The 11,968-nt window shown below is 65.9% G+C and carries 14 protein-coding genes and 1 tRNA gene; 8 read left to right on the forward strand and 7 right to left on the reverse strand.

Going from position 1 to position 11,968, the window contains the following annotated elements:
- Positions 1–2: 2 nt before the first annotated feature.
- The 6 genes from V9F06_04435 (at position 3) to V9F06_04460 (ending at position 4,975) form a co-directional block, all read left to right on the forward strand.
- A complete protein-coding gene (locus tag V9F06_04435) occupies positions 3–833 on the forward strand; it encodes a hypothetical protein (protein ID MEI2616881.1) in 831 nt (276 codons plus the stop codon).
- Between the two features lie 344 nt (positions 834–1,177).
- The gene (locus V9F06_04440) at positions 1,178–2,740 is read left to right on the forward strand and encodes an N-6 DNA methylase (protein ID MEI2616882.1); all 1,563 of its coding nucleotides are present in this window, start codon (positions 1,178–1,180) and stop codon (positions 2,738–2,740) included.
- Complete coding sequence (locus V9F06_04445; protein ID MEI2616883.1) at positions 2,709–3,038, forward strand: hypothetical protein; 330 nt, start codon at positions 2,709–2,711, stop codon at positions 3,036–3,038. Before V9F06_04440 ends, V9F06_04445 begins: the two co-directional genes overlap by 32 nt.
- Positions 3,039–3,069: 31 nt before the next feature.
- Positions 3,070–3,492 carry a hypothetical protein gene (locus tag V9F06_04450; protein ID MEI2616884.1) on the forward strand — a complete coding sequence of 141 codons (423 nt, stop codon included), beginning with the start codon at positions 3,070–3,072 and terminating at the stop codon, positions 3,490–3,492.
- A gap of 393 nt (positions 3,493–3,885) precedes the next feature.
- A complete protein-coding gene (locus V9F06_04455) occupies positions 3,886–4,107 on the forward strand; it encodes a hypothetical protein (protein MEI2616885.1) in 222 nt (73 codons plus the stop codon).
- Between the two features lie 535 nt (positions 4,108–4,642).
- Entirely contained in the window at positions 4,643–4,975 is a 333-nt protein-coding gene (locus tag V9F06_04460; protein ID MEI2616886.1) for a hypothetical protein, read from the forward strand.
- Between the two features lie 137 nt (positions 4,976–5,112).
- Here V9F06_04460 and V9F06_04465 read toward each other — a convergent pair.
- A tRNA-Leu gene (locus V9F06_04465) sits at positions 5,113–5,195 on the reverse strand.
- Positions 5,196–5,310: 115 nt separating this feature from the next.
- Between V9F06_04465 and V9F06_04470 the strand changes: the two genes are divergently transcribed.
- Complete coding sequence (locus V9F06_04470; protein MEI2616887.1) at positions 5,311–5,811, forward strand: DNA-directed RNA polymerase subunit alpha C-terminal domain-containing protein; 501 nt, start codon at positions 5,311–5,313, stop codon at positions 5,809–5,811.
- 205 nt (positions 5,812–6,016) lie between these two features.
- On the opposite strand, the gene cofE is transcribed toward V9F06_04470, so the two are convergent.
- Genes cofE through V9F06_04500 form a run of 6 tightly spaced genes read right to left on the reverse strand, consistent with a single transcriptional unit; the run spans position 6,017 to position 11,308 of the window.
- A complete protein-coding gene (gene cofE, locus V9F06_04475; protein MEI2616888.1) occupies positions 6,017–6,772 on the reverse strand; it encodes a coenzyme F420-0:L-glutamate ligase in 756 nt (251 codons plus the stop codon).
- A gap of 35 nt (positions 6,773–6,807) precedes the next feature.
- Positions 6,808–7,566, reverse strand: a complete 759-nt coding sequence (locus tag V9F06_04480) for an ABC transporter permease subunit (GenBank protein MEI2616889.1) — start codon at positions 7,564–7,566, stop codon at positions 6,808–6,810.
- Positions 7,566–8,561, reverse strand: a complete 996-nt coding sequence (locus V9F06_04485) for an ABC transporter ATP-binding protein (GenBank protein ID MEI2616890.1) — start codon at positions 8,559–8,561, stop codon at positions 7,566–7,568. The genes V9F06_04480 and V9F06_04485 overlap by 1 nt, the downstream gene beginning before the upstream one ends.
- A gap of 2 nt (positions 8,562–8,563) precedes the next feature.
- The gene (locus tag V9F06_04490; GenBank protein MEI2616891.1) at positions 8,564–9,439 is read right to left on the reverse strand and encodes a hypothetical protein; all 876 of its coding nucleotides are present in this window, start codon (positions 9,437–9,439) and stop codon (positions 8,564–8,566) included.
- Positions 9,429–10,400: an ABC transporter ATP-binding protein gene (locus V9F06_04495; protein MEI2616892.1), complete on the reverse strand. Its 972-nt coding sequence runs from the start codon at positions 10,398–10,400 to the stop codon at positions 9,429–9,431. The genes V9F06_04490 and V9F06_04495 overlap by 11 nt, the downstream gene beginning before the upstream one ends.
- The gene (locus V9F06_04500) at positions 10,400–11,308 is read right to left on the reverse strand and encodes an arginase family protein (protein MEI2616893.1); all 909 of its coding nucleotides are present in this window, start codon (positions 11,306–11,308) and stop codon (positions 10,400–10,402) included. Before V9F06_04500 ends, V9F06_04495 begins: the two co-directional genes overlap by 1 nt.
- Before the next feature lie 85 nt (positions 11,309–11,393).
- Here V9F06_04500 and V9F06_04505 point away from each other — a divergent pair, with 85 nt between their 5' ends.
- On the forward strand, positions 11,394–11,954 hold the full coding sequence (locus V9F06_04505) for a GNAT family N-acetyltransferase (protein MEI2616894.1): 561 nt from the start codon (positions 11,394–11,396) through the stop codon (positions 11,952–11,954).
- Positions 11,955–11,968 lie beyond the last annotated feature (14 nt).

Consider the following 11,968-nt stretch of genomic DNA (forward strand, 5'->3'; position numbering starts at 1 on the left):
AGATGGCGCGGAACACGACAACCGTTCGGATCGAGGGCGCGGTGCTTCCGCCCGATCTGCTGCAGCGCGTCGCTCGTGGCGATTCGTCCCTGCCGGGGATGCGCCCCGAGGACTACCACCTTGTCGCGGGCGAACGGTTCAACGAGGGGATCGCGCGGGCCTGGAACCGTGTCCTTGGCATCTGGACAGCATTCCGTCCGAGCCTGGATGGCCGGCCAGCCGGCGAGAGCCTGACGACGCTGACCCGAGAGCGCTGGTTGCTGCCGCTGTTCGACGTCCTCGGCTATGGTCGCCTGCAGACTGCCCGCGCGATCGACATCAACGGCGCGAGTTACGCCGTTTCGCACGCCTGGGGCAGCGCGCCGATCCATCTCGTCGCCGCGAATATCGAGCTGGACCGCAAGACGGCCGGCGTGGCTGGCGCGGCGCGAATGAGCCCGCACGGAATGCTGCAGGAGCTCCTGAACCGGTCCGACGATCGGCTGTGGGGCGTCGTCTCGAATGGCCTGCGGCTGCGCATCCTGCGCGACAGCGCGCGGCTGACCCGCCAGGCGTTTGTCGAATTCGATCTGCAGGAGATGATGGATGGCGAGGTCTATGCCGACTTCGCCCTGCTCTGGATGCTCGTCCACCAGTCGCGGATCGAGGGCGAGCGGCCCGAGGACTGCTGGCTGGAGCGCTGGTCGCGGGAGGCGATCCAGCAGGGCACCCGCGCGCTCGATCATCTGCGCGGCGGCGTCGAGAAGTCGATCGCGACGCTCGGCGCTGGCTTCCTCGGTCATCGCCGCCAATACTGCCCTGCGGGAGGCCCTGCGCACCGGCGAGCTGGATAAGCAGGACTACTATCGCCAGCTCCTGCGGACTGTCTACCGGCTGCTGTTTCTCTTCGTCGCCGAGGATCGTGGGGTCTTGCTCGACCCCCGCGCGGACGAGGCGGCCCGCGAGCGCTACAGCGTCTGGTACAGCACCCAGCGATTGCGACGGCTGGCCCAGCGCCGCCGCGGCACGCGCCACGCCGACCTCTGGCAGGGGTTGCGGCTGATCATCGAGCGGTTGGGCAGCGACGATCGGCGAGCCGGGGCTGGCGCTTCCGGCGCTCGGCTCCGGCCTCTGGGCGCAGGCGAGCACGGCGGCGATCAACGGCTGCGAGCTGTCCAATCGCGATCTGCTCGACGCGGTGCGGGCGCTGGCCTTCATCGAGGAGGGCAATGCCCGACGGGTGGTCGACTACCGCAACCTCGGCTCCGAGGAGCTGGGCAGCGTCTACGAGTCGCTGCTCGAGCTGCATCCCCAGGTCGATATCGACACGTCATCGTTCTCGCTGGCGACGGCCGGCGGCAACGAGCGCAAGACGACCGGCTCGTATTACACGCCCAGCAGTCTCATAGCCGAGCTGCTCGATTCGGCGCTCGATCCGGTCATCGAGGACCGGCTGCGCGAGGCCGGCCCGGACGCGACGGCGCGCGAGGATGCGCTGCTGAATCTGAAGGTCGTCGATCCGGCGGCCGGCAGCGGCCACTTCCTCGTCGCGGCGGCCCACCGGATCGCCAAGCGGCTGGCGGCTGTCCGCACGGGCGAGGATGAGCCATCGCCCGAGGAGACCCGCGCCGCCCTGCGCGCCGTCATCGGCCGCTGCGTCTACGGCGTCGACATCAACCCGATGGCGGTCGAGCTGTGCAAGGTCTCGCTCTGGCTGGAGGCGATGGAGCCGGGCAAGCCGCTCTCCTTCCTCGACCACCACATCCAGTGCGGCAACTCGCTGCTGGGGGCGACCCCGGCCCTGCTCGAGGGCGGCATCCCGGACGAGGCGTTCACCGCGATCACCGGCGACGACAAGAAGTACGTCTCGGAGTGGAAGAAGCGCAACCGGGAGCAGCGCAAGGGCCAGCTATCGTTCGACCACGCGCTCGCCAGAGCGCCCTGGGAGCGGCTGGGCAACTTCGCGGCGGCAGTGCAGTCGATCGAGAGGATCGAGGACGCGACGATCGCCGGGGTGCGCCAGAAGCAGCAGGTCTGGGAGGAGACGCTGCGCTCCAGCGGTTACGCCTTCTCGAAGCTGTGGGCCGACGCCTGGTGCGCCGCGTTCGTCTGGAAGAAGACCCGCGAGTGGTCGCACCCGATCACCGAGGCGGAGTTCCGCCGCATCGAGCGGACCCCGCACGCGCTGCACCCGGACTGGCGGGGCGAGATCGAGCGGCTGGCCGGCCAGTACCAGTTCCTCCACTGGCACCTGGCCTTCCCGGACGCCTTCCGCGTCCCCGGCCCCAACGAAGACCCGGACAGCGAGCAGACCGGCTGGATCGGCGGCTTCGATGTCGTGCTGGGCAACCCGCCGTGGGAGCAGATTTCAAGCTCGCAGGAGAAGGAGTTCTTCGCGCATGACGCCGGCCAGACATCGCCAATGTCTGCGCAACGCATGCGCGCCCGGGACAAGATGATCGAACGATTGCTGCAGCTGGCGACGGGAGACGCGCCGCTCTACGCCGCGTTCCAGGATGCGAATTGCGACAAGCAGCGGGCGAGCCAGCCATTTCGTCCGCGCGACCGGTCGCTATCCGCTGACTGGCCGCGGCGACGTTCGAACACGTACCGCGCTCTTCGCCGAGTCGAACCGGACGATCCTGTCTCCGATCGGGCCGCTTCGGCATGCATCGTGCCGACCGGCATCGCCACCGACGCGATCGACGCAGTACTTCTTCCGCGACCTCATGGACACCGGCACACTGGCCAGTCTCTATGACTTCGAGAACCGCAAGCGCGGATCTTCCCGGCAGTTGACAGTCGCGATGAAGTTCTGCCTGCTGACGATCACCGGCCCGGGCCGGCCGGCGACCGGCGGCGCCGACTTCGTGTTCTTCGCGCTGGCGACCGAGGACCTGCGGGACGACTGGCGGCGCTTCACCCTCTCGGCGGCCGACATCGCCCTGCTCAACCCGAACACCCGCACCTGCCCGATCTTCCGCTCGAAGCGCGACGCCGAGCTGACCAAGTCGATCTACCGCCGCGTGCCGGTGCTGATCGAGGAGGAGCCGACGTGATGAAGGAAACCCGTGGGGCAGTTCACGCTCGATGCTGATGTTCCACGATGGCAATACGACTCGGCAGCCTCTGTTCTGCACTCGCGAGGAGCTGGAGGCGCAGGGCGGACGGCTGGAGGGCAACGTCTTCGTCATGCCGGCCGGCGAGCGGTATTTGCCGTTGTACGAGGCGAAGATGATCCATCAGTTCGATCACAGGTGGGCGACGTACAAGGGCTTGGACTCTGGCGACGTCCCGCAAGATGACAAGCGCCGCCCGGAGTGCGCCGCACTCCCAAGGTATTGGGTGCTTCAAAGCGACGTGGTCAATCGCGTGCCGGGTGATTGGCGTACGTGGGTGGCTTCTGGGTATGGCGGGATATCTGTCGAATACAACGAACGAGCGAACCGTTATCGGGACTATTGTCCCTATGGTTGGAGTTGGGCACACGATGCCGTCGATCATGTTGAGTGAGCTCAATCGACTCATTTCAGCACCTGTCTGTCAGGTCAATCTCTCGGCACTCGTATGCCCTTGACTTACGTTAGCACGGCAGAAGCTTGGAGGAACACATCGCTCACGTACTGGTCTATTCGAAACAGTTTGCCTGCTATTCCACCAGCTATGTATACTCGCAGGCAGTGTTCGGAGTGGCATCCCGGCAGTGCCGTATAGCCGATTGGCTCGCTCGCCCGCGTCCTCGAACTCACCTACACTGCTTGGGACCTCGAACCCTTCGCCCGCGACTGCGGCTACGACGGCCCGCCGTTCCGCTGGGACGAGGAGCGCCGCTTCCTGCTACGCTGCGAGCTGGACGCCGCCTACTTCCACCTCTACGGCATCGACCGCGACGACGTCGACTACATCATGGACACGTTCCCGATTGTCAAACGCAAGGACGAGGCGGCCCACGGCGAGTACCGCACCAAGCGGGTCATCCTCGAGATCTACGACGAGCTGGCCGAGGCGACGCGCACGGGTATCCCCTACCAGACCCGCCTCGACCCGCCGCCGGCCGACCCCCGCGTCGCCCACGACGCCTCGACGCGGCCGGCCTGGCTCGACGTAGGCGCGACGCGCGCGGGGTAGCGCGCAGCGCACAACGTAACGACACGGCGCAGGTGAGGTCGACGCGCCGGCCGCGCCCGACCGCGAAGCCCTCGTGGATTGCGCCGTGCGCAACTCCGGTCTGTGCGCCCACCTCGGCGACTTCATCGGCGCCCTGTACGGCCGCGTCGCCCCTGCCATCTGTCTTGACCGCAGTGAATGTGTCCGGGGTACGCGAACCCGTTTCTCTGTCATGTCGAGCACAGCGAAACATCCGTCCTCCCTGCTTTCAGACAGGAAAGCGGATTCTTCGCTCCGCTCAGAATGACAGAACCGGTGGCACCACCAAGTGGGCTGCCAACGTCAACGTGGCACATACTGCTCCGACCAGCGTGATGTGTCCTGTACTGTGGTGCGACAGCCACCCCGGCCGTTTGTCATGCTGAGCCTCAGCGAAGCATCTCCTCATGCTGGATGCATTCAGACGCAGGAGAGATCCTTCGGCTGCGGCCTCAGGATGACAAGGTGCGGGGAGGCTGCCAACCTGACACATCATGCTAGTCACTGTAATACGGTGGTGCGGCAGGCACCCCTTCGATCTGTCATCCTGAGGCCGCAGCCGAAGGATCTCTCCCGCGCGACGTTCTGGTACGAGTACAAGTTCACCGTTCGGGCGATTGAGAATCTGGGCTATACGGATGTCCGGGAACGCGTCTCGTTTGGTGATTTCCTCGGCTTCAAAGCCGAAGCGCCAACGTCGATCAGTCGCCGGGGCAAGGAGTACGCCAACGAATCCGGTGGGCGCGGCGAGAGCTACCTCCTCTGGACCGTCGAGGCTGCTGTTGCTGCCTGGGCAGGTCGCTGGGGCTGGCGTCGCGGGGTGCGGTTCGTCTATTCGCAGTCGAGCTGAAGCTGAAGCAGGAAGCGGCAGACCGTCTCGCGCGGCTTCTGGGGAGCTGGATCCGGCGCGATGCAACCTTCGCGCAACCTTGAGGGCATAGAATCCGGTGTTTTCTGCGTCCACAAGCCATAAAATCGAAGCTGTCGTGCCGAAGGTGGGAGTCGAACCCACACGACCTTGCGGTCAGCGGTTTTTGAGACCGCCGCGTCTGCCATTCCGCCACTCCGGCCTGGGTCGGGCGCGAAGGTGAAGTATACCGGATAATCGGGATCTGTTAGAGTGCGCCCACGCGCGCTGCGGCGCGTGGAGCGCGGTCATCCGTCCCAACTGCTCGAGGTCTGCCCGTGCCATACCAGCCCCGCGCCCGCTCCGAGCTTGCGATGGCCTATCGCGGTGGCGGAGGGAACGACATCTTCGCGGTCAATCCACTGCGCCGTTCGGCCTGGATCGTCGGGGTCTCCTGGGCGCTGATCCTCGGGCCGGCCTGGCTGCTCGACGGCGACGCTCAGTCGGTGATGCTGATCGCTTTTGGCTGGCTGGCGATGACTGGCATCGTCATGGTGACGCCAGTTCTGATCTGGTGCCTCGTCGAAGAAGGGGTCAAGGCCGTCCGTCGCCGGCGCGATCCCACGACCGAGCTGCTCGACCTGAGCCCGCGCGCCGTCAATCTGCTGCGCCGGCACGGCTTCGAGACGATCGCCCAGGTCGAGCGGACGCCCGACTCGACGCTCGCCCTGCTCTCCAACATGGACGCCAGCGCGATCCGCGAGATCCGTCGCGCGGTCAGCATCTGGCGCTACCAACGCTGGCAGGAGCGCGGCTTCCCCGCCGACGATCTGCCGTAGCGTCGTCGTTCGAGTTGCTTACTTTCGTTCGCGAACGATATGCGCGCGCGTGTTTCAGGTGGTTGGTCCGTCCTGATTCCCGAAAGAGATCGGGAATCAGGCTACCGCGCCCGCGGGTCGCGGATCGGCGTGGGAGGGGCGTCTGCGGACGTCGGACAGGCCCGGGCCTGTCCCTACGCACCCCTCATCCCCTCGTCCCCCGCCATCACCGGAACATGTCGCGGTCGGGGTCCATGACGAGCTCGGAGGCGGCGCCATCGGCGGGGGTGAAGCCGTAGCCGCGGATGAGGGCGACGGGCCGGGCGTCGACTTTGCCGGCCAGCAGCTCGGCGGCCGCCGCCAGCTCGTCCGCGACCGCCATGACGCTGACGCGCAGGTCGTAGCCGTAGGGGTCGGTGACGCCGCGGTAGTCGGCGAAGGGGCTCATGCCGGCGACGCCAACGGCGATGTTGACGATGCCCTTGCGCCATGGCCGGCCGAACGAGTCGCTGATGATGACCGCTGGCGCTGCGCCGAACCGCGCCTGGATGCCCGCGCGGATCGCCCGCGCCGAGGCGTCCGGGTCCAGCGGCAACAGGCAGACGATGTGGTCGCCCGGCACGTTCGAGGCGTCGACGCCGGCGTTCGCGCAGACGAAGCCGTGGCGTGTTTCGCAGATCAGCACCCCGCGATCCATCCGCACGATCCGGGTGGCCTCGCGCAGGACAACCTCGACCTGGCGGGCATCCTTGTCCCAGCGCTCGGCCCAGACGAGGGCAAACGGTGACGGCTCGATCGTGGCGAGGTCGACGAGTCGCCCTTCGGCTTTCGAGACGATCTTATGGGTAACGACCAGCACATCGCCGTCGAGCGGAGTCAGGTTACTGGCCTCCAGCGCGTCGCCGATTATCGCGTTCAGATTGTCACCGGGGCGTACTTCGGGGATGCCGTCCAGTCCGTAGAGTCGGATTTCGCTCGGCATGTCAGCGCGTCTCCCTCACTTGTCGTTACGATCAGCTATTCCAGGTTCATTGTTCGCAACCGCCAGGAGGTTGCGACGATGGCGAGTGCTGTCAGCACGAGCAACGTGACGATCGCGGAGATGAGCCGGTTCGGGTGGTCCATCGTGGCAGCCGGGTCGTTGGCTAGCCGAACGTAGATCGACTCGACGAAGTGCCGCACGCTGAGCAGCCGGACGCCGGGAATGAAGCGGCTGAACGTCGTCTCCCAGAGCAGGGTGTAGATGATGCCGGCCAGCAGTGCTCGTGAAATGAGGAGGCTTAGCAGAAGGAACAACGCGCCGTAGGCAAGGACCGCGAACATCTCTGCCACCAGCATCGCGATGAGCATGCCCAGCTCCCCGCCGGCCTCGCCGCGCATGACAATCACGAACCCGATCGTCGTCCCTGCCCAGAGAAGCAGCGTTGCGACCACTGCGACCGCGAGCAGCTTCTCCAGCACGATCCTCATCCGCGTCTGCGGCTTGAGGACGAGGTAGACCATCGTGCGGTCTTCGACCTCATTGCCGAGCGCGCTGGTGGCGAGAATCAGAATCGCGAGGGGCAACACCGTCGGCGCGACGCCGTGGGTAAACAGGTTGTTGGCAAACGTCACCCGGTCGATCGTCGGCTGGCCGATCAGATAGATCAACGCGAAAACAACCGGCACCGCCGCGAAGAGCGCGACGACGCGAACTGCATTGCCATGGGCGAGCTGGCGGAGCGTCAGTGTGGCGATCGGCACGGTTGACCGCGCCCCGTGAGTCGTGCCAGCCATCAGCCGCGCTCCACAACGTAGGCAAAGACGCTGGCCAGCGACTCGTCGAGGGCCGCTACCTCATAGAGGTGCACGTCCTGGCGCTTGGCGATGGCCGGCGCCAGCCGGTAGAACGCGCGCACGTCGGCCGTTTCGACGACCAACGCAGGCGGCAGGTCTCCGGTCACAGGCTCGAAGCGGACGCTCAACACAACCGGGGTCTGGACGAGCGCAGCCGCCAGCTTGCGTGGGTCGCTCGCTCGTAGCCGCACGGCTCGGGCGTGCTCGTCCATCCGGTCGCGGATCGCGTGGAAGTTGCCGGCGGCGGCGAGCTTGCCGCGATTGATGACGAGAATACGGTCGGCGAAGCGTTCAACCTCGTACAGAATGTGCGACGAGACGATCACGGTCTTCCCCTGCCGGCCCAGCGCCTGAATCAGCTCGATCAGCCGCGCTCGCTGGAGCGGGTCGGTCCCGTTCAGCGGCTCGTCCATCAGCAGCACGTCGGGATCGTGGACTAGCGCGGCCGCGATCTTCGTCCGTTGACGCATGCCTTTGGAGTAGCCGCGTAGCGGGCGGTCGGCGTCACCGAGCAACTCGACTGTCGCCAGCGCCTGATGGGCGGCGCCGGAGGGATCGTCCATCTTCTGGAGAACTGCGTTCAGCTCGACGAACTCGCGTCCGGTCAGAAATGGGTAGAGCGCTTCCTGTTCTGGCGCCATTCCGACGTGGCGGTAGAGCTCGACATCCCCGCGTGCCGGCCGGCCCAGAATGCGGATCTCGCCTTGCGAAGGCGCCAGCAATCCGGACAGCATCTCGAGCGTGGTGGACTTTCCCGCCCCGTTCGGCCCCAGCAACGCTGTGACACCCGGTTCGACGTGAAACGAGATATCCGAGACCGCGACTACATCGCCGTACCATTTCGACAGGTTCCGAACGACGACGGTGGCATTCGGCGGCGCTTCCGGCGTTGTGTCCGGGCCAGGTGGTCTGGCTTGTGTGACGCTTGTCTGCACGGTTACTCCTCCGCAAGGTAGCGTCGCTGCATGATCAGCCCCGCGGCGATGACGGCGGCAACGACCCCGACCAGATAGGCCGGCCCGACCAGATTGCCGATGGTGCTTCCCGAACCACCCAGCAGCCAGCCGGTGATCGACTGGACCAGCTCGATCGGGCTGATCAGCACAATGTAATCGCGCAATGTCCCGCTCGTCGCGTCGAACAGCGCGTTCGTGATCGCGGTGATGAGAAGAATGCCGCCGATGAACACAGCGCTGGCGATCCCTTTTCGGTCCACCAGCGCGGCGACGGCCAGGCCGATGGCGGTGTAATAGACGCAGATGATCGCGCCCCATGCGATGATCCGACCAAGGTCGCCGAGGTGGTTTCCGAAGTAGCTGAGTGGGTTGTCGGCCAGCAGCACCTTGGCGATGAAGAGCAGCAGCTGCGGTCCGAATGCGATCGTCGCCATCAGTATGATCATCGCTGCGATCTTGGCCAGCAGATAGTTGACCGGGGTGATTGCGCGCGCGAAATACAGCGCCAGCACATTCTCGCGACGGTCGTCGGAGAGCATCTCCGGCGCCAGGCCCGCTGCGAAGATCAGCAGTGCCATCGAGATGAACCCGGCCAGGCTGCCATAGCTGAAGTTGACCTGGGTTGGCAGGAAGGCGAGGATCCCGGCGACGATCAATGCCGGCGAGTAGGCGGCGACATACAGCAGCGCCGGCATGATCTTCGATGTCCAGCGCTTTCGAATGCCCAGCCCACGTTTCATCGACCAGACGATCAGCGCGCGAATCGCATGGGCGCGACCGAGTCGCTCCCCGTCGTAGTGCTTGTAGCCCAGGTCGTAGACCTCGCCGTAGGGCTGGCCGGCCGATTCAGCTGGCATGGACTGTCTCCTTGCCGCGCGCGACGTCCGCGCCGCCGACTGTCTGGATGTAGACATCCTCGAGCGATCGTTCTCCGGCCTGCAGGCCGCGGAGCGGAAGGCCGAGCTCGACGACAGCATCGCGAATCGCATCGTAGATGGCGTCGCGCTCCCCACCGGGCGCGATGACGATGTCTCTCTCGCGCACCCGCGCCGCGACACCGCGCGCGATCAGCGCCGCAACGAGGCTGGATTGATCGCTATCGACCCGGACGACAATATCGCCGCCGCCGCGCATCAACGTGTCGATCCGGCCGGCAGCGACCATGCGTCCGCGGTCGAGCATAACAACGTGATCGCAGACTCGCTCGATGTCCTCCAGCAGGTGTGACGAGACGATGACCGTGATTCCCAGGCTACCGTGGATCCTCTGGATGAGCCGGAGCATCTCGTCGCGTCCTTGCGGGTCCATCCCGTTCGTGGGTTCATCGAGGAAGACGAGCTGAGGGTCGTGGACAATCGCCTGCGCCAGCTTCACTCGCTGCTTCATGCCGGTTGAGAATCCCCGGATGAGCCGGTATCGCTCTTCGTCCAGCCCGACCTGATAGAGGACGTCATTCGCCCGCTGGCGGGCAGCCCGCTGTGGCAGCCCGCTCATTTCGGCCATGTGGGCGACGAAGTCGGCGGCCGTGACATCGGCCGGCAGACAGTCAGATTCCGGCATGTAACCGACCCGCTCGCGGACGTGGGCGGCGTCGCGGGTGGCGTTCATTCCTAGCATGGTGGCGCTGCCGGAGGTCGGCTGGATCAGCCCGAGCAGTAGCTTGATCAGCGTTGACTTGCCTGCGCCGTTGGCGCCCAGCAATCCGACAGCAGCCTGCGGTATCGAGATGTCCAGGCCGTCGAGCGCGACAATCGAGCCGTAGCGCTTGGTCAGCGCGGCTGTCTCGATCATTGGTTGGCCGGCCTGCGACATGTTCATCAGCTCCCCAGCAGCGCCGCTGAGCCGTGCTGCCGCCAGATCTCCAGCCCGCCGCGGACAAGCTCGGTTCCCGAGCGGAGCATCACATCGCCCCCTTCGCCGCTGGCCCAGACCGAGACGACAGCGTAGACCGCCACTTTCCCGGTCGCCATAATCGCGTCGACTGCCGCCAATACCTGAGCCATGTCCGGGCCGTTCGGCTCCTTCGTCCGATGATTCGGTGTCAGCGACTCGTCGAGGATGTCGGAGTCGATGTGCAGGTAGAGCACGTCGCATTTTGCCGCTAGCTCGTCGACCGCCTTCTGGAGATCCTCACCGGGGAACCCCGGCGCTGGCGCGGCGATGACGACGTCGGTCGCCCGGATCAGATGCTCCTCGGCTTCGTCGAGGTTGCGGACGTCGACCATGACGATACGGTCAGTCGGCACCGGCACGATCTGCTTCGAGCTCTCGCGCCAGTTCGGCCAGGCCAGGCCTGCTGAGACCGCCACCGGCATCCCCCCGAGCATTCCGGAGAGCGTCGTCCGGGGCGTATTGAAGTCGCCGTGCGCATCGAGCCAGAGCAGCCCGACCCGAACTGTCGGCCCATACGCCTCCTGGATGCCGCCGAAGACGCCCGGCACGATCCCGCAGTTGCCGCCGACGACCAGCGTCGCCCGGCCATCCTTCAGCCCCTCGGCGACAGCGTCGGCGATCTCCGCGCCGAGAATGCCCAGGTCCGTGGTTGGGTCGTTCGTTCGCTCTGCTTCAGGGAAGCTCGGCTCGGTTGTTGTGACCGCACCGGCAAATGTGTCGTAGCCCCCTTCAGCGGCGTAAGTGTCGACGGGATCGTCGGCCGGCAACACCGGCGCGCTGCCGCTGTAGCGAATCGGAACGACATGGAGCCGGAGAGCCTGCGTAACTGCCATACTGAACCTTTCTCATGACGGATAGATCGTCGCGGGGCATCGTACCATCGGCGCGATGCCAGACGCGTTATCCGAAGGGGCTGATATGCAAATCATGGACCTCGACCCACCCGACGAGCGACGAGTCCATCAGGCTGCCGAGGTGCTTGCGGCTGCGTTCCCGGGTGAACATCACCCCGGTGGCTGGGCGCACCTGCCGGATGCGCTGGCCGAGGTTCGCGAATCGTTTGGTTCGGGTCATCTCTCGCTGGTTGCCATTGAAGGGGACGCCGTGGTTGGCTGGATCGGTGGAAGCCGTCACTATCACGGAAACACCTGGGAGCTGCACCCGCTCGCCGTTCATCCAGGCTGGCAGCGTCGCGGCATCGGCCGCGCCCTCGTCGACGCACTGGAGGCTCGTGTCCGGGCCGAGGGTGGGCAAAACATCTGGCTGACAACGGACGACGATACTGGCGAGACAAGCCTGGCCGGCCAGCCCCTCTACCCGGATGTCCTCGCCGGGCTCGCCACCCTCCGCGCCGATGGCGGCCGCGTCAGCTTCTACCTCAGCCTTGGCTACTCACTCACCGGTGGTATCCCGGATGCCTATGCCCCTGGTCACCACGAGCTCGTGTTCACGAAGCGACTCAAGCCCCGAGTGTCGTGACCGCGCCGTGCGCA

This window comes from Thermomicrobiales bacterium, assembly GCA_037045155.1.
Classification (GTDB): Bacteria; Chloroflexota; Chloroflexia; order Thermomicrobiales; family CFX8; genus JAMLIA01.